Annotated in this window: 14 protein-coding genes; 2 read left to right on the top strand and 12 right to left on the bottom strand. The window is 39.4% G+C overall.

The window, feature by feature from the left end; translation table 11 throughout:
• Positions 1–4: 4 nt before the first annotated feature.
• The 4 genes from ABD873_RS04125 to ABD873_RS04110 form a co-directional block, all read right to left on the bottom strand.
• Positions 5–2,947, bottom strand: a complete 2,943-nt coding sequence (locus ABD873_RS04125; protein WP_345064996.1) for a TonB-dependent receptor — start codon at positions 2,945–2,947, stop codon at positions 5–7.
• 87 nt (positions 2,948–3,034) lie between these two features.
• Complete coding sequence (locus ABD873_RS04120; protein ID WP_345064993.1) at positions 3,035–3,943, bottom strand: NAD(P)/FAD-dependent oxidoreductase; 909 nt, start codon at positions 3,941–3,943, stop codon at positions 3,035–3,037.
• A gap of 110 nt (positions 3,944–4,053) precedes the next feature.
• Positions 4,054–5,262, bottom strand: coding sequence for a GTP-binding protein (locus tag ABD873_RS04115; RefSeq protein ID WP_345064990.1), 1,209 nt, complete (start codon positions 5,260–5,262; stop codon positions 4,054–4,056).
• Complete coding sequence (locus ABD873_RS04110) at positions 5,259–5,450, bottom strand: hypothetical protein (protein ID WP_345064987.1); 192 nt, start codon at positions 5,448–5,450, stop codon at positions 5,259–5,261. Before ABD873_RS04110 ends, ABD873_RS04115 begins: the two co-directional genes overlap by 4 nt.
• A gap of 92 nt (positions 5,451–5,542) precedes the next feature.
• Between ABD873_RS04110 and ABD873_RS04105 the strand changes: the two genes are divergently transcribed.
• The gene (locus tag ABD873_RS04105) at positions 5,543–5,917 is read left to right on the top strand and encodes a Fur family transcriptional regulator (protein WP_345064984.1); all 375 of its coding nucleotides are present in this window, start codon (positions 5,543–5,545) and stop codon (positions 5,915–5,917) included.
• Positions 5,918–6,132: 215 nt separating this feature from the next.
• On the opposite strand, the gene ABD873_RS04100 is transcribed toward ABD873_RS04105, so the two are convergent.
• The 8 genes from ABD873_RS04100 to rpe form a co-directional block, all read right to left on the bottom strand.
• Positions 6,133–6,591, bottom strand: coding sequence for a DUF1569 domain-containing protein (locus ABD873_RS04100; RefSeq protein WP_345064981.1), 459 nt, complete (start codon positions 6,589–6,591; stop codon positions 6,133–6,135).
• 18 nt (positions 6,592–6,609) lie between these two features.
• Entirely contained in the window at positions 6,610–7,815 is a 1,206-nt protein-coding gene (locus ABD873_RS04095) for a transglutaminase domain-containing protein (protein WP_345064978.1), read from the bottom strand.
• Positions 7,816–7,996: 181 nt separating this feature from the next.
• On the bottom strand, positions 7,997–8,158 hold the full coding sequence (locus tag ABD873_RS04090; RefSeq protein ID WP_345064975.1) for a VOC family protein: 162 nt from the start codon (positions 8,156–8,158) through the stop codon (positions 7,997–7,999).
• A gap of 60 nt (positions 8,159–8,218) precedes the next feature.
• Entirely contained in the window at positions 8,219–8,407 is a 189-nt protein-coding gene (locus ABD873_RS04085) for a VOC family protein (protein ID WP_345064972.1), read from the bottom strand.
• 80 nt (positions 8,408–8,487) lie between these two features.
• Positions 8,488–9,060: a Crp/Fnr family transcriptional regulator gene (locus ABD873_RS04080; protein ID WP_345065285.1), complete on the bottom strand. Its 573-nt coding sequence runs from the start codon at positions 9,058–9,060 to the stop codon at positions 8,488–8,490.
• Positions 9,061–9,722: 662 nt separating this feature from the next.
• A complete protein-coding gene (locus tag ABD873_RS04075; protein ID WP_039053891.1) occupies positions 9,723–11,990 on the bottom strand; it encodes an aconitate hydratase in 2,268 nt (755 codons plus the stop codon).
• A 48-nt stretch (positions 11,991–12,038) separates the two neighbouring features.
• Entirely contained in the window at positions 12,039–14,804 is a 2,766-nt protein-coding gene (locus tag ABD873_RS04070; RefSeq protein ID WP_345064969.1) for a bifunctional aconitate hydratase 2/2-methylisocitrate dehydratase, read from the bottom strand.
• A 300-nt stretch (positions 14,805–15,104) separates the two neighbouring features.
• Positions 15,105–15,785, bottom strand: a complete 681-nt coding sequence (gene rpe / locus ABD873_RS04065; RefSeq protein WP_345064966.1) for a ribulose-phosphate 3-epimerase — start codon at positions 15,783–15,785, stop codon at positions 15,105–15,107.
• 161 nt (positions 15,786–15,946) lie between these two features.
• Here rpe and ABD873_RS04060 point away from each other — a divergent pair, with 161 nt between their 5' ends.
• The gene (locus ABD873_RS04060; protein WP_345064963.1) at positions 15,947–18,091 is read left to right on the top strand and encodes an HD family phosphohydrolase; all 2,145 of its coding nucleotides are present in this window, start codon (positions 15,947–15,949) and stop codon (positions 18,089–18,091) included.
• Positions 18,092–18,179: the final 88 nt, after the last annotated feature.

Raw genomic sequence — 18,179 nt, 5'->3', positions numbered from 1 at the left:
AGTTTTATTTTAGTTTTACCGCCAAATTAAGCCCAAAGTAATATGGAATATTTCTTTTATAATAGTTGGATTTTACCCGGTCTGACTGCGCGATTTGATAATACCTGAAAATATTATTTGCAAAAAACGATACGCGGATATAGTCTCTTATTTCTTTGGTCAAGTTAAGATTAAAGTTTACCATTGTTGGTAAGCTTTCTACGGTTTCCAAGGTACGTGATACAGGTCTCAATAATACTTTGAACTCACTTTCATCTTTACGCGAAGGATCAAAATCGTAAATCTGCCCATCTATCTTGCTGATATACTTTATAGGAATAGAATCATTGCCATAGGTCGTCCAATCTGACTCGTTCCAAATAAATTCGGTAGTCAAAGTTACTACAAATCCTATACTTGGAATATTGTGTACCGTTCTTAACGAACTTACTGTAGACTTCTCGTTAAGGACAGTCATCTTCGGCTCATAGAGTGCAATATGGGTTCTGCTTGAAGCTCCTGTTCCACTTTGACCATCATAAGTGACATAATCCGAAGAATAAGTTTTCTGATTGATATACATACCGTTTATACTGAACTGTGTACGTATAGCATCAAAACGTTTTAGAAACAATTCAAATTCAATACCCTCTTTATCCAAACGGGCACCATTTCCTGGCATATTAAATTTAGCGAGAACAGGATTTGAAATAGCTGAATAAATAGGTTCATTGTTGTTTACACGCTTATATTCTATAAACTCCACAGGTTTTGCTGTCACTCTGTAGTTATATCCGTTTTCAAGTTTTTCGCGAAAGGCTGTTACACTTAAAGACGACTTGCCAACGTTAAAATCGAATCCTAACTCAGCTTTCCTATTTTGTGCTATTTTAAGATTTTTATTTTCTGTGCTGAATACGCGGGTAGTCGTCATAAACACTCGTTCTGCTTCCGGAATAGCTGTGTTCGCCAATTCATTAATGTTGATATATTCAAAGTAAGCATCTTCAGGACTTAAATAAAGTAAGCTTGGAGCCTTTGCTAATAAACCATATCCTCCTTTGATACTAAAAGTACGAGGTATAATTTCGTACGAAGCATTTACGCGAGGCGACAATACAGATTTGTCTCCGTTAAAAAGATCATAACGCACTCCTCCTATAATATTCAGCTTACGGTTAGCAATGAGCATTGAAAAATCCTCTTCGAAAAACAACCCGAATTGCTGCAAGGCAGGAATGTCTTTGTATCTTCTCTTTCGGAAAGTAGCATTCACATAACTCAAATTACGGTATGGAGGAAGAGAATCGGCAAAGATTTTTCCATCGCCGAAGTTTTTATCTATCTTATAATCGGCTCCAAAACGCCAACTGTGATTAGTGTTGCCGATACGGTTAAAAAAATTCGCTGAAGTCTGTACAAAAGCATTTAACTCTTTTCCATCTATAGTATATTCACCAACATATGTACTAGGAAGATAGACTGCATAGAGATGCTCTTCACCAACTGGAATGTTGGTAATTTCTTTACCCTCAATATCATAAAATTTCCTTCCAGGAAAGTTTGTCAATACAGCCCTGTCTGTATATGTCATCGAATATGGCGCATTAGCAGAAGTATATTGTTCTTGTAAATAAGAATACTTATTTGTGTATCCTATCTTACCGGAATATTGGATATATTTTAAGGATTTATTGTCAAAAGTAACATTTCCTTTAGTGTGTAAGGAGAAACCTATTTCTTTTGCATGAGACTTTGTCTTAGTAATCTCGTCATCCGGATTTAGCTTTCTGGTATCCTTTCCGAAATTCACATCTATACCGCTAGTAGAATTTAGCCTATCACCAAATAACTTATTGGAGTATAATGCATTAAAAGTAGCTCTCTGATAATACCGATAAGATTGTACTGGATCATTGATATTATACGCATATCCTCCTCCAATGTTCAATGCTCCTTTGTTATTCCTCAATAATATACCATCTGTAATATTTAAGCTATAAATATTAGGATTTGTTCTAGCTTCAATGGTAAGAGGTTGAGCTCCCGCCTTTTGATTAACAATAACAGTACCGGAAGTTGCGTCGCCATAAGTTACTGATGGGATACCGCGCACCACCTCAATGGATTCCACATTTTGCAAAGATATGTTACGTACGTCAAAACCTCCTGATGGTGAAGCTCCTCCCGCAAGACTTACAGCAGAGCCGCTAACAGTTGGATTTAAAGCCTGAAGATTTGCATTATTAGAAGTAGGAGCTCCATTGATAATAATAGAAGTTCCAAAAGCATTTATGTTGCTCGAAGTATTGACAACATTACGAATATTGATTTGTTTGGCGGTATTCAAGTCTGAATTAGAGGTCAAACCTCCTGGCAATAGGCTCATCACATCTGCTAATGAATTTGCCTGTAAGTGTTCAATCGCATTACTACTGATTTTCGAAGATGTACCTACTAGATTGTTAGAACGTTTTGCTACCACATCAACTTCATCGATACGGAAAGAATTATCTCTGAAAATGAGATTAAGTGTAATATTTTGCTTGACATTCAGAATAGTATCAATCTCTTGCTTACCAATATATGTACCTATTAAATTGATACTGCCTGTAGGAACATTCTTCAAAGAGAAGCTTCCATCCGAACTGCTTGTCGTGATAATTCCATATTCACGGATAGATATACTAGCTTGGCGCAATGGTATAAGTTTACCATCACGATGCTCATAAACTTTTCCTTGTATGGTAAAGTTATTTTTACTCTTCTGCGTCTGTCCTATTAAAATATGTGAAGACGCCAGCGTTAACAATACAGCAAGCGATAATCGCCTTCTTTTTGCACGAGTAAGCATAATTAAATATCTTGATAAAGTTACTTTACGGTTTAGATTGTAATCTAATTCTAGATCGTTTTGCGGCTTGGTGTAGTGGGGTCTTTTCAGCACAACACTTGATACGAAGCACACAGTTCAAATTTAGCAAAAATGTTCATACGAAGAACGTCCGCCCCCATTACGCCAAGCCGCTGCTGGCGGTTAGTGGTTTTTCGTCCGTTAAAATTCTTCTTCTGTCATTTCGTTGTTTACCATTGCACCTACAAGACTTCCTGTTGCTACAGCATTGGCTACGGAACGCATTGGACTTGCATTGTCACCACAAGCATAAATACCTGGAACCGTTGTTTTTTGAAACATATCTACTTTGATGTAGCCTTGTTCTGTCAGTTCGCAACCCAACATTTCGGGAATTTTACAATGTTGTTCAAACGGAATGGCCGCATAAGCAGCTCCAAAATTTTCTTTTGTTCCGTCAGCAAAAATCAAGGCTGTCATACTTCCGTTTTGGTGTTGGATTGCTTTCACTGCTTTTTCAACGATATTGATTTGATGATTTTTCAGTTTGGCAGATTGCACATCCTTAAAATCTGCTTTACCTCCGGTGACAATCGTGATTTTATCAGTCAGATTATTGACTAATGAAGCAAGATGAAAAGCCTTGTCTCCATTGGCAATGATGGCGGTTTTGCCTCCTTTAAATTCATAGCCGTGGCAGTACGGACAATGGATGACGGTCTTGCCCCAACATTCTTCAAAACCTTTTATATCAGGAAAAACATCTTTTATTCCAGTTGCAAAAACCAGCTTTTTCGCAGAGAATTGTTCTCCGGATTGTATAGTGATTTCAAAACCATTTTCAGTTTTCTTGCCTTTCGTAGCATAGCCTTCAAAGAATTTCACGGTATCGTATTGCAATACTTGTTCTTTGGCTTTCGCCGCAATCTCTCCGGGAACAGCTCCATCCTGTGTGATGAAATTGTGCGAATGTGGCGTATAACGATTGCAAGGTTTTCCGCTGTCAATGATTAATACATTCCGCAGCGAACGTCCCAAAGCCATTGCCGATGAAAGTCCTGCGTAACTTCCGCCAATGATGATTACGTCAAAATTTTTATTGTCTGTCATACTGTTGAATTTTGTAAATGTGGTTAATGGAAAAGGCAAAGCTAATGCGGTTAATGCAAGCCCGCCTTGTTTTATGATTTCTCGTCTTGTGAATTTTGTTTGGCTCATTTTTAAATATCTTTCGGAAAAGGGTCGTTAAAACTGATTTTCTTGTCAAACAATTTTTGTTCGTTGTCTTGCAACAAACATTTTTCTAAATCGGCTATCATTTTATGTTTGTCAATGTCTTGCCCGATAAAAACAATTTCGTTCATTCGGTCGCCCCATTGTTTGCTCCAACGGCTTTCAATGTGTTCTTTATTGTGAACAAAAGAAGCGTATCTCATTCGTTCTTTGAATGGCATACTACACCACCAAACGCCTGCTCTTTCCAATCGGGAAGAACCGCCTGCCTGCGAAAAATTTAGTGCATCATTCGGACGTGAAGCCAACCAAAACAAACCTTTGGCCCTGATAATTCCGCTTGGATATTCTTCGTTCAGGTATTTCCAAAAACGTTCAGGGTGAAACGGTTTTGGATGTCTGAACACAAATGAACTAATGCCGTATTCTTCGGTTTCGGGGGTGTGGTTTTCGGTTTGCAGTTCTTTTTGCCAACCTGCCGAATTTTGTGCTTCTTCAAAATCAAAAAGTTTGGTATTCAAAATCTCGGTTGGTGCAACTTTTCCAAACTCGGAAGCAATAATTTTTGCACTTGGATTTAGTTTTTGGATAGATGCTTTTAAAAGTCCAACCGTATTTTCATCAACTAAATCAGTTTTGTTCAATATAATGACGTTTGCAAATTCAATCTGGTCAGTCAGCAAATTTACAATTGTTCTATAATCGCCTTCCATATCAGTTAAATTGCGGTCTTGCAACAATTCGTTTGTTCCAAAATCTTTGAAGAAATTGAAACAATCAACGACTGTAACCATTGTATCAATGTAACTGAATTTTGAAAGGTCAATGCCTTTTTCTTCGTCCACAAAAGAAAATGTTTGAGCCACAGGAACAGGCTCACTAATTCCCGTGCTTTCAATGAGCAAATAGTCAAAGCGTTTTTCTTTGGCTAATTTCTCAACTTCAATCATCAGGTCTTCCCGAAGTGTGCAACAAATACAGCCGTTGCTCATTTCCACCAATTTTTCTTCGGTTCGTGAAAGTGTGTTTTCGTTTTCTACCAATCTTGCGTCCACGTTTACTTCGCTCATATCGTTTACGATAACGGCTACTCTTATTCCGTCTTTGTTATGTAAAACGTGGTTGAGCAAGGTTGTTTTTCCCGCTCCCAAAAAACCGCTTAAAACGGTTACAGGTAGTTTATTTTCTGCTATCATATTTGCTTAAACCAATTAATTATATTTTGTAAATGCTGTTCGCCATACAGCGAAACAAATTTTTGTGTTTCGTTATTTTTCTTGTCTTTGTAAACTGCCAAACGCTGTTCCGCAAAACCTTTGGTTAGGTTGATTTTGCAATCGTTTATGATGCAGTTTTTCCATTGTTCAAATGTTTGCGGTATCATTCAAATTATTTTTACTTAATGCAACATTGTTGCAAAAATAAGTATTGTCTTTGTAATAGCAACAATGTTGCATTAAAGTTTTTGAAAAAAAGATGAAACAGGCAAGAAATACAACCGCAAAAACAGAGATTTTGGATTTAATTAGTCAGTCCGAAGTGGCTTTGTCACACTCTGAAATTCAGTCTTTGGACGGATTGTGCGACAGGGTTACGATTTATCGTGTCTTGAATAGGTTAGTGGAAGAAGATTTGGTTCACAAAGTTGTGAATACTGACGGTGGTGTGAAGTATGCAAGTTGTCATAGTTGTGCCACAACTCACAACCACAATCACATACATTTTAGCTGTCAAAAGTGTAAGTCGGTTACTTGTTTGGAAAATGTTGAGCCGTCATTTAAGTTGCCGAAGAAGTATAAAGTCAGCGAAGTGAATTTTACGGTTTCCGGAATTTGTCCGAAGTGTTCGTAAATCTGTTTTTGTCAGCCGAAAGTTTGAAGTTTGCACGGTCGTCCTACCATTACCGCTAACGAATTAATGAACGTAAAGATAAAAAAGAAAAAATCAAACATCCTTAACTCACTGGAAATTTGAAGGTTATTTTAATAATTTAGAATTAATACAATTAAAATTGGTTGTTTAGCTATGTTTGCGAGCTAGTTAATAATGTAAACAATACGGATTTCTTACACCCCGAACTGGTTAAGGTGGTGGTCCAGATGTTTATAGAATAAGGTGTTCCATTCATTGGCGGTTAGCTTTCCGAAAGATATGTTCTCCTTTCCTTCGAAATATGTCCTTCCGAGCTGTTGTGTCTTGTGAATATTGTCTATAAGTTCACTTTTCTCCTTTTCGAAATTTTTTCGGTCCGTGATCAAAAAGATGGGTGCCGTAGGACTACCTTTCTTATAAGGTTGAGGCCCTACAACCATAGGCTTGGCAAAAGTTTTCAGCAGCCACCGCTTCACAAAGTTAGTTTTTTTGAATTTCTCCGGATTGAAGGTGTAAGCATAAGCCACATTACAATGGGCGAGCATCTGATCGACAGTCATCTTACCCCACTGTGGTGTGGAATTCGCAGTGAGGCTATTTATTCTGTCGATCAATTCTGCAGTGACTGCAGAATCAAAAATATCCTTAATCATAGCTTTATGTGTAAGAGATTATTGCGGCTTTGTCCAGAAAAGATTCGGATTGTTAGTTTTATAATAAACGAATTTCACTCCCGTTTTATTGTTTACTTCCTCTGTTCTTTGAGGTGTTTGTTCCAAAGCATCCAAAGGAAGCAATTCTACATATTCAATCTCTTTGACCATATTCCAGGTTTCAGCATTGTATTTGCTTTCCACCGGTGTTTCCAGACGATAGAGATTTTTAGCCATATAGGTTTTTAGATATCCATCCTTGGTTTGTTGTGCCTCACGATTCCAGTTGGCATCCGCGTTAAGGATCAAAGGCTTTCCGTTGATTAACCTTTCTCGCACCTCTTGGATTCCCAATAAAGTCCCATTTTCATCCATGACATAGGCTGCAAACGTAGGATCTATCCATATCCATTTGTCCAAGTCTTGGCTATATACCATGTTAATGACATGGCAGTCTTGAAACTCCAACTCTTTAGGCATACAGGTAATATATCTAGACTTTATTCCCATCGCCAGATAACATTCATTGAGGATAATGGCAAGCATTCTACAGTTTATACCGCGCTTTTCCTTTTGACATACCTTGATGAGGTCTATAGCATTTTTGATTGTAGGGTTTGTGCTATTGCCATCATGCTGTATAAGGTTATGAACCCAATACATCAGGTTGAAAATTTTTGTCAGCTCATCTCCCTTCCCTGCAATGGAATCCAACTTGAGTTCGGCACGTATTCTTTTTAAATCCGGATGCTCTGCAGACTGATAAGTAAAAGTAGGAACAGGTCTATTGTCCGAAAAATTATATTTCGCGGCTCCTTTTAGAATATGAAGACGTGAAGGTTCGTATTGAATGCGGGTCATTGCCGAATCCTTACCGTTGAGCAGAATGATAAAATCCTGTTTTTTGCCTCGACCAATATGGACCGTAAACTTGTCTATGTCGGTATAAAAGGTCACTTTCTTTGCCGATGTTCCAAATACATCTAACTTCTGCTGTGGATCAATCTTCCACGCCTTCTTTCGTAACACATTATCTTCTTCAATATCCACATCTACTGAATTGGCTTTAATGATAGGAAGATTATTTTGTGCATGAAGTGTTGGTATGAATAAAGAAGTAAGCAGTAAAGCTGAAAAAGCTCTTCGCCTCAAAGACAACCGAAAAAGGATTTCTCTAAACCCATACGATTTTTTCCTGTCCCATACATTCAAAACGTGTTTCATAATTTAGGCAAGTAGTTAATGAGGTATTATTAATTCTTAATAAATTTAATTAATAAAGAATGTTGTAGGAAATTTTTTGTAAAAATTTAAAGAGTTAGAAATTAAGGAATCAATAAGTCCAAAAAAAGAAAGTGACATAAAAACTATTGCGCGCACAATATTAAAGTGGCGGGCGATAGCTCTACTCTTCAGCATGAAGTCCTACCCTATTTCCTTCAGAATCTATTATAATAGCAATAAATCCAGCAGGAATTGGGGTTTTCGGGAGCACAACTTTTCCGCCAGCATGTTCTACTTTGTCCAAGACGCATTGAAGTGTAGGACTCGCATTTAAATACACCATAGTACCGTTCGATGATGGCTTGTTACTTGCCGATTGTACCAAAACACCGGTAATCCTCCCTCAAGTGGCCTGAATCACCTGTGGGGTATAGGGGAAAAAAGCCGCTTGTTCTTGTTCATCCACATGTCGCACCATCTTGATATCAAGAATGGTTTTATAAAATTTCTGTGCACGATCTATCTTCGCAACCGGAATCTCAAACCATGTAACTACATTTGTTGTCTCATCAATTTTGTTTAATAAAGCCATATTCCTACTAGTTTACGTTGTGATGAGACAAAGATGGGTATATCTGAACATTCTCAGCTGTGACAAACGTCACAAAAGTATTAAGAGACTCTCTTTCTTCGAATACGACTTAAGGTTTCGCGCGCCACACCAAAAAATGAGGCTAATTGTGATAAGGAAACACGCTGTAACATCTGTGGATATCGCTTTTCGAAAAACTCTAGGCGTTCCTGTGCACTGTATAACTTAAAAATAGTCGCCTGCTCCTCTTGTTTTGCAGCAAAAGTACGTAAGCAATTACGTCCTAAAGCTTCTATAGCAGCACTCTGATGGGAAATTTCAAATAATTTGACTTTATCAAACACTACCACTGTCAAAGGCTCACAAGCCATAATGTTATATGCTGACTTCTCTCCTGATCCAAAACTTGCAACATACGTTGCTATCTCATTCTCGAAAAAGAATCCAGTATTTTTTCTTTCTCCATCTAAGTGGTAAAAGCTTTTACAATAACCTTCAACAATGAAAAAGAGTTCGTTACAAACCTCTCCTTCTTTAAGCAGAAATTCATTTTTTGGTATGTCCGTATACTTCTGTAAGAGAGACCAGTTTTCATTCGTCAAAGGAGAAAGAGAACGCAAATATAACAGCAGACTATGCATTTCTTTCTGCATCACGCTTCTTATAATATCATTTTTCAGGTGACAGAGGAAAATTCCTTTGTACCTTGAAAAGTTATTTTCCTAAATGTAAGATATATTAATGCTACGCCCAGTATACAGACCAACCCCAATACAATGTAGGTCTCTACGGAGTCTAGCTCTTCATGTTGTTCCTGCGCAATATCTATCATCCCACTGATTGGAAATACTATATAGGATAATGCTAACCAAAGCACTAAAATGGCTCTGACGTATTGATGTTTTGCAATAAGAAAACACAATACAGCGAGGCTCAAACCTAGAAAAGCAAAGTACCCCATCTAAATGAGTTTACTATACTTAGGAAGTCCGCGACAATGCTCGTCGCTACAAGAACAAATATTATCCAATAGAAGGTTTTGCTTCTAAAAACCGCTTTTTTCATACATGGCAGTAGTGCTTAGAGATTGAATTTTCTAATAATGAATATAGAAAATTATCCTGTTAATTTGAAACAGCCACACTACAGTTAATAAAAAAGGATATGCAGAAGATGCATATCCTTTCCCAATTCAAGAAAGCGGCTAGCTTTTAAATGTCTTATCTTATTTCCGCCAAAATCATAAAGTCCTCTTTCCTTATAAAGAAAAAACCCGATAACAGCTTGTATTATCGGGTTATATAGTGTTGCGAAATTATTTCGCTTGGCTTGCGCGGATGATGTTAAGAGCGCCTCCAGCTTTGAACCATTCTATTTGTTGTTCATTGTAGCTGTGGTTTGCCAAAATTTCCTCAGTAGTACCATCAGCGTGGTGAAGCACAATGGTCAAAGGTTTATTAGGAGCGAACTCTGTAAGACCGATGATATCTATTGTATCGTCTTCAAGAACTTTTTCGTAATCATCCTTGTTAGCGAAAGTCAAGGCAAGCATACCTTGTTTCTTAAGATTCGTCTCGTGAATACGAGCGAAAGATTTCACCAACACGGCACGCACACCTAAATGACGAGGTTCCATAGCGGCATGTTCACGTGAAGAACCTTCACCATAGTTTTCGTCGCCCACAACGATTGAACCGATTCCGGCGGCTTTGTACGCACGTTGCGTTGCAGGTACAGGTCCATATTCACCGGTAAGCTGGTTTTTCACGCTGTCCGTCTTATCGTTGAAGTAGTTTACTGCACCAATCAACAAGTTGTTTGAAATGTTGTCCAAGTGGCCACGATATTTCAACCAAGGACCAGCCATAGAGATGTGGTCTGTAGTACATTTACCTTTGGCCTTGATTAACAACTTCAATCCTTTAAGGTCAGTACCTTCCCATGCTGGGAATGGCTCCAACAATTGCAGACGATCTGATGTAGGAGAAACTTCTACCACTACTGAAGAACCATCTTCCGCAGGAGCTTGATATCCTGGATCTACAACATCAAAACCTTTAGCAGGAAGCTCATCTCCTGTAGGAGGATCTAACTTCACTTGCTCTCCATATTTGTTGGTCAACGTATCCGTAACCGGGTTGAAACCTAAGTCTCCAGCGATAGCTATTGCTGCCACCATTTCCGGGGATGTTACGAAAGCATATGTGTTAGGGTTACCGTCAGCACGTTTAGCAAAGTTTCGGTTAAACGAGTGAACGATAGTATTTTTCTCTTGTTTTTCCGCTCCGGCACGATCCCACATTCCGATACAAGGGCCACAAGCGTTGGTAAAGATCGTAGCGTTCAAATCTTGGAATGTCTTCAATAAGCCGTCGCGCTCAGCAGTATAACGTACCTGCTCCGAACCTGGGTTGATACCGAACTCAGCCTTGATTTCCAAACCTTTTTCTATTGCCTGTTTAGCAATGGAAGCCGCGCGTGACAAATCTTCGTAAGAAGAGTTTGTACAAGAACCAATCAATCCCCACTCTACTTTCAAAGGCCATCCGTTTTTAACGGCTTCTTCACGCATACGCGATACCGGTGTATATAAATCCGGAGTGAAAGGACCGTTCAACGATGGTTCTAACTCAGAAAGGTTGATTTCTATGATTTGATCGAAATATTGCTCTGGGTTAGCATATACTTCAGGGTCACCTGTTAAATGCTGTTTGATGGCGTTTGCTGCATCGGCAACATCTGCACGGCCTGTAGCACGCAAATATCTTTCCATAGAAGCGTCATAGCCGAAAGTAGAGGTAGTTGCACCAATCTCTGCTCCCATGTTACAGATAGTTCCTTTACCTGTACAAGAAAGTGATTCCGCACCTTCACCAAAGTATTCTACGATACATCCTGTACCACCTTTTACGGTAAGGATACCTGCCACCTTCAAGATGACATCTTTAGGTGCAGCCCAGCCAGACAACTTACCGGTTAATTTAACACCGATAAGTTTAGGAAACTTAAGTTCCCAAGGAAGACCGGCCATCACGTCACAGGCATCAGCACCACCGACACCGATAGCAACCATACCCAAACCTCCTGCATTCACGGTATGTGAGTCTGTACCGATCATCATACCTCCAGGGAAAGCATAGTTTTCCAATACTACCTGGTGGATGATACCTGCTCCCGGTTTCCAGAAGCCTATACCATATTTATTTGAAACAGAACTCAAGAAGTTGAACACTTCCGAGCTTTCGTTTTTAGCACGTGCTAAGTCTTTGTCAGCGCCTTCTTTTGCCTGAATTAAGTGGTCACAGTGTACTGTCGAAGGAACAGCCACTTTCGAGCGACCTGCTTGCATGAACTGCAACAAAGCCATCTGCGCTGTCGCATCTTGCATAGCCACACGGTCTGGAGCAAAGTCTACATACGACTTACCTCTTTCGTAAGCCACAGTAGCATTGCCATCCCATAGGTGGGCATACAATATTTTTTCTGCAAGGGTTAATGGTCTATTCACCACCTTACGAGCTGCAGCAATGCGCTCATCGTAGCGTGAATAGACTTTCTTGATCATGTCTATATCAAAAGCCATATCTCTCTGGTTTTATAGTGTTTAACTAAGTTTCTTCAATATTAAGGATTAATTAGCTAAAATCGGTGTAAATTTTGTAAGATTTATACCTTTGACAGCTTTTTTATACTCCTCAATAGTAGGAATACGTCCTAATATGGCCGACAATACCACTACCGGTGTTGAAGCCAACAGCGACTCTCCCTTCTTACCATCCCTGTCTTCTACCACACGACCTTGGAAAAGACGTGTAGAAGTAGACATTACTGTGTCTCCTTTGGCGGCCTTCTCCTGGTTACCCATACACAAGTTACAGCCCGGACGTTCTAAATATAAAATATTTTGATACTCTGTGCGTGCTGTCGTTTTCGGCAACAAGTCGTTAAATTCAAAACCTGAATATTTTTGTAGATATTCCCAATCTCCTTCAGCTTTCAACTCGTCAATGATGTTGTATGTAGGAGCAGCTACCACCAATGGCGCTTTGAACTCTACATAACCTTTCTCTGTCTCCACATTCTTCAACATCTGCGATACAATCTTAAGGTCATCCTTATGTACCATACAAGAACCTACGAAACCTAAATCTACTTTCTTCTCTCCACCATAATAAGTCAGGTCACGGATTGTATCGTGAGTATAGCGCTTCGAAACATCAGCATTATGTACATCAGGGTCGGCAATCATAGGCTCGTCGATCTGATCTAGATCCACCACTACCTCTGCGTAATATTTTGCATTATCGTCTGGTTTCAAAGCTGGTTTCTCTCCGGATTTAATCTCCGCAATACGTTTATTCGCTTTTTCTATAAGCCCTTTTAATACACCATTGGAATTGTCCATACCTTTGTCTATCATAATCTGAAGACGAGATTTTGCAATTTCCAATGATTCTATAAGTGTATCATCCTGAGAAATGCAGATTGAAGCTTTCGCCTTCATCTCTGCAGTCCAGTCTGTAAACGTAAATGCTTGATCTGCAAGAAGCGTACCGATATGCACTTCGATAACACGGCCTTGGAACACGTTTTCTCCACCAAACTGTTGCAACATCTGTGCCTGAGTAGCATGTACTACATCACGGAAGTCTACATGTTCTTTCATTTTACCTTTGAAGGTAACTTTTACCGATTCAGGAATTGGCATAGAAGCCTCTCCCGTTGCCAAAGCCAATGCTACCGTTCCCGAGTCGGCACCGAATGCTACCCCTTTGGACATACGTGTATGGGAGTCCCCCCCGATGATGATTGACCAGTCATCCACTGTCATGTCGTTCAAAACTTTATGGATGACGTCAGTCATGGAGTGATACACCCCTTTAGGATCGCGTGCCGTGATAAGACCAAACTCGTTCATAAACTTCATCAGCTTAGGGATATTAGCTTGCGCCTTCTTATCCCAAACCGAAGCAGTGTGGCATCCCGACTGATAAGCACCATCCAAAGTAGGTGCAATCACTGTAGCTGCCATAGCCTCTAGCTCCTGTGCGGTCATAAGACCTGTAGTGTCCTGCGACCCTACAATGTTCACTTTAACACGAACATCTGATCCTGCATGTAAGACCTTACCTGGTGTGACACCTACAGCATTCTTATTAAATATCTTTTCAACCGCTGTAAGACCTTGCCCCTCCACGGAAACTTCTTTCGCAGGAGCAAATACCTGAGGAGCTGTAATGCCTAATGTTTGTGCGGCAAAAGTTTGTATTTTCTTACCGAATACTATCGCATAAGAACCTCCGGCACGGATAAACTCTAATTTTTGTGGAGTCAACGACTTGGAAAGATCGATTAACTCTTTATCACCGTTATATAATTTTTTTGACTTTGTGTTGATGGTCAATACAGTACCTGTAGCAACGGAATAAACTTCCTCTAATACTGGGTCACCGTTTTCGTTCAACACTACATTTCCATTTGCGTCAGTTTTCTTTCTCCAGTTTTTCAGGTCAATACCTATACCTCCTGTAACATCTACTGTAGTCTGGAAAATCGGAGAAATACCGTTTGTTCCGGCAACGATAGGTGCCACATTCACGAAAGGAATATATGGTGAAGACGGTCTTCCTGTCCAAAGAGCAACGTTGTTCACTCCCGACATACGGGACGAACCTACCCCCATAGTACCCTTTTCCGCTACCAACATCACCTGAGCATCCGGATGCTGAGCTTTCAACGCCGTAATTTCTTCCTGTGCTTTCGGAGAAATCATGCATTTACCGTGTAGCTCACGGTCCGAACGCGAGTGTGCTTGATTACCAGGCGATAATAAGTCCGTAGAGATATCTCCTTCAGCAGCAATATAAGTAACCACTTTGATCTCTTCCGGAACTTCAGGTAGCTTGGTAAAAAACTCGGCTTTAGCGTAGCTTTCTAAAATATCTTTTGCGATAGCATTGCCAGCCTCATACGCCGCCTTAAGACGTGCCGTATCCGCATCATACAAGAATACTTGAGTCTTCAATACTTCAGCAGCCTGACGGGCTATATTTTCATCTTCGCTTAATGCCAAATCAATCAATACCTTAATAGAAGGACCTCCCTTCATATGGGATAGCAGTTCAAAAGCAAAAACAGGCGTTATCTCTGCTACTACTTCTTGACCAAGGATGATTTCTTTTAGGAATTGAGCCTTAACACCGGCAGCTGGCGTGGTTCCCGGCAAAGTGTTATAGATAAATAAGCGAAGTGATTCTTCTCTATGTTCGTTTTGGGTATCTTTAATCTGAGCAATGATTTCTTCTAATAATTCTGCTCCATCGATTGGTTTAGGATTTAAGCCTTGTGCTTTTCTTTCTACAACTTCAAGTAAATAATCGTTGTAAATACTACTCATAAATAAATTAACTCTTTATCAATTTGAGGCAACACTATCGCATTGCCGGATTTAACCTTTAAAGTCTTTCATAATGCGTCATTTTAAAAAAAATACACATCATAATTAACTTTCTTATCTCTGCTCACTAAGCTGATTTACATTCTTAAAATCAGCTTTTTTGCTAGTGCCAAATTTAGCTAAAATCCCACTTTAATATATCTGTGGAATGTAAATTAAACCAATTTGGAATCAATCTAAACAAAATATATTTAATTACGCCAACCTGCTATCGAAATTTTCCAAATTGCATCAATAGTATTATACCGACTGCACATTCGACGATATGGACTTCAAGGACTTGATGGTTTGGATGGGATTTTCGGCATTGAAAACAAATGATCCTGCTACCAAGACATCAGCTCCGGCATTCACCAACTTTGCTGCATTTGCAGTAGACACACCTCCGTCAATTTCTATAAGCAGACTATCATTTACACCGGCTGCCAAAGCACGCAATTCCCTTACCTTGGCATACGTATGTTCGATAAATTTCTGACCTCCAAATCCAGGATTTACAGACATAATACAAACTAAGTCAATATCTTGGATCACATCTTTCAACAGTTGAACAGGAGTGTGCGGATTCAGGGCAACCCCTGCTTTGCAGCCTAACTCTTTGATCGCCGCCAATGTACGATGTAGATGTGTGCAGGCTTCATAATGCACGGTAATTACCGCAGCACCACTATCTTTACACACTTTCAAATATCTGTCCGGATCTACAATCATCAGATGCACATCCAGTGGCTTTGTGGCATGCTTGGCTATAGCCTGCATCACAGGAAAGCCAAAAGAAATATTAGGCACAAAAACACCATCCATAATATCAATATGAAACCAATCGGCTTCACTTTCATTTACCATTTTAACTTCTTTTTCAAGATTCGCGAAGTCTGCCGCCAATACGGATGGCGCTATTAAGTGTTTATTCGTCGACATGTAATTTTCTATTATAGTAATTTGGTCAACAAAGATAAATCTATTATTTCCCCCTATCAAATGATTTTGGAGATAAAGACATTTTTGCGCATTCTGCACGGGAGAAGTAAAATTTCATAGGATATTAATTACTTTTGTTATAAACAAAAATTATTCAAGCCGTGGCAAAACTAAAAATCAATTATATAGACAATAAGTTACAGAACAACTCTCCTTGGCTGAAATATGGCATGCTCGTACTTACAGTCTTGCTCATCTGTGCTTTCCTGCCGAAGCAACCGCGCTTTGAGTATGAGTTTCAAAAAGGAAAACCGTGGAATCACGAAAACTTGATTTCACCGTACAACTTTGCCATCATGAAAACTAAGGAGGAGATGGAACGTGACCGCCAGCAGGTGCTGAAAACGGTACAGCCTATCTATAACCTCAACCCTAATATCAGCAAAGAACAAATAGATCAGTTTACCACTGACATCGCTGAAAAATGGCAAAGCAGCCAGATGGATACGGTATCCTCTCTCAACATTCAAACCTACAAAAACAAAGGAATAGAGATATTAACATACATCTACAACCGTGGTGTAATATCGCTGAACAACCGCTATCAAACTAAAGGTGCCGAAGCTGATAAAATAAGCGAAACGGAAGCAAACTACAACTTCACCTTGGTAGACAACAACATTGCTACACAAAAAAATACCGCCGATTGCTTTACGATAGAAAGCGCCGTAGATTATGCACATGAAGCGATAGAAAAGGATGCATCCATCACCCGTAAAAAATGGCTACTTGAAGTTCTCAAAAACTACATTACTGTAAACTATATCTTTAATGAACATCTGACAAACAAGATCGAACAGACAGCGTTGAGCAACATTTCCACCACGCGGGGGATGGTACAAAAGGGAGAACTCATCGCCGAAAAAGATAAAATCGTAAACAACGAAACATACCAAAAACTAGAGTCTCTACGTAAAGTTTTTGAAGACGAAGCCCGCATTTCTGGAAACAAAACTTATGTTTCTCTAGGTCAATTTCTGGTTGTAGGACTTGCTATGGCCTTACTAATGGTTTTCCTCTTTTACTTTCGTCGCAACATTTACAACAACAACCGCTTACTGGCTATCATCTATATCGTCATTTTAGGCATGTTGGGCGTATTCTCTTGGGCGATGAATCTCAAAATCAGCAGTCTCTATTTTATCCCTTACTGTGGTGTGCCTATTATCTTCCGTATTCTTTTTGACACTCGTGTAGCTCTAAACATACATTTGCTGATGGTTTTGATAACAGCGCTTTTTGTGCCTAACAGTTACGACTTCGTGTTCCTACAATTTATGTCCGGACTAGTGGCCATATACAGTATCAAGACCATGGTGAAACGCGAACAGTTTTTGATCTCCAGCCTGCTCATTTTGGCTACATATATTGTAGGTCATATAGGCTTGGTTCTCACACGTAATGGATTACTAAGTAGTATATACTGGGGTGATATTCTCCCATATTTTGTCAGCGTAGGATTAACACTCCTTGCCTATCCTTTGATTTATGCTTTCGAGAAGATGTTCGGCATCGTATCAGATTTGACACTCATGGAGCTTACCAACTCCAACTCCAAACTATTAAGAGAACTCTCGCTGAAAGCTCCCGGAACATTCCAACATTCCTTGCAGGTGGCAAATCTTGCTGAAGCAGCAATATATAAGGTTGGCGGTAACTCATTACTTGTGCGTGCAGGAGCATTATATCACGATATCGGCAAAATACTAAACCCACGATATTTCATCGAAAATCAAAAGACTGGGGTAAACCCACATGAAGAATTAACTTCGGAACAAAGTGCACAAATCATTATTTCCCATGTCATTAAAGGCATTGAAATAGCCAAACGCCATAAGCTTCCAGAAGTTATAATAGACTTTATCAAAACACATCATGGCACCACCCGGGTGGATTACTTTTACAAAGAATGCATCAAAAACAACCCAGACAAGCTGGTAGATGAATCCTTATTTCACTATCCAGGACCTATACCTTTTTCCAAAGAGACAGCTGTGTTGATGATGGCCGATTCGGTAGAGGCGGCGGCACGGGCGCTCAAAGAGCCCACTCAAGAATCAATTTCGAATCTTGTAGACAACATTATCCAGTATAAACTGGACCAAAAACAGTTTGTAAATGCCAACATCACCCTAAAAGATATCAGCGATGTGAGCACGATTTTCAAAAATATGCTCATGAGCATTTATCATGTCCGGATAGACTATGATTTGGGTAAAAGAAAAGAGCCTGCAGCAGCAAAATAATTGTAATTGACAATCAATCAGAATGTTATTAAATAAAGGCAAAAAAAAGTAAAAAAATCTTGTTTTAAAGTTTGCAGAGTCAATTTTT

Origin of the sequence: Sphingobacterium thermophilum, assembly GCF_039541675.1 — a bacterium.
GTDB lineage: Bacteria > Bacteroidota > Bacteroidia > Sphingobacteriales > Sphingobacteriaceae > Sphingobacterium > Sphingobacterium thermophilum.
The sequence above is the reverse complement of the archived record's forward strand: the minus strand, read 5'-3'. Positions and strand labels throughout refer to the sequence as shown.

Coding starts and splice junctions, on each gene's coding strand:
- rpe (WP_345064966.1), bottom strand. CDS start 15,785: ATGTCGACGAATAAACACTTAATAGCGCCATCCGTATTGGCGGCAGAC.
- ABD873_RS04085 (WP_345064972.1), bottom strand. CDS start 8,407: ATGGCTTTATTAAACAAAATTGATGAGACAACAAATGTAGTTACATGG.
- ABD873_RS04100 (WP_345064981.1), bottom strand. CDS start 6,591: ATGATTAAGGATATTTTTGATTCTGCAGTCACTGCAGAATTGATCGAC.
- ABD873_RS04075 (WP_039053891.1), bottom strand. CDS start 11,990: ATGGCTTTTGATATAGACATGATCAAGAAAGTCTATTCACGCTACGAT.
- ABD873_RS04095 (WP_345064978.1), bottom strand. CDS start 7,815: ATGAAACACGTTTTGAATGTATGGGACAGGAAAAAATCGTATGGGTTT.
- ABD873_RS04115 (WP_345064990.1), bottom strand. CDS start 5,262: ATGATAGCAGAAAATAAACTACCTGTAACCGTTTTAAGCGGTTTTTTG.
- ABD873_RS04080 (WP_345065285.1), bottom strand. CDS start 9,060: ATGCAGAAAGAAATGCATAGTCTGCTGTTATATTTGCGTTCTCTTTCT.
- ABD873_RS04105 (WP_345064984.1), top strand. CDS start 5,543: ATGAAACAGGCAAGAAATACAACCGCAAAAACAGAGATTTTGGATTTA.
- ABD873_RS04110 (WP_345064987.1), bottom strand. CDS start 5,450: ATGATACCGCAAACATTTGAACAATGGAAAAACTGCATCATAAACGAT.
- ABD873_RS04070 (WP_345064969.1), bottom strand. CDS start 14,804: ATGAGTAGTATTTACAACGATTATTTACTTGAAGTTGTAGAAAGAAAA.
- ABD873_RS04120 (WP_345064993.1), bottom strand. CDS start 3,943: ATGACAGACAATAAAAATTTTGACGTAATCATCATTGGCGGAAGTTAC.
- ABD873_RS04090 (WP_345064975.1), bottom strand. CDS start 8,158: ATGGTGTATTTAAATGCGAGTCCTACACTTCAATGCGTCTTGGACAAA.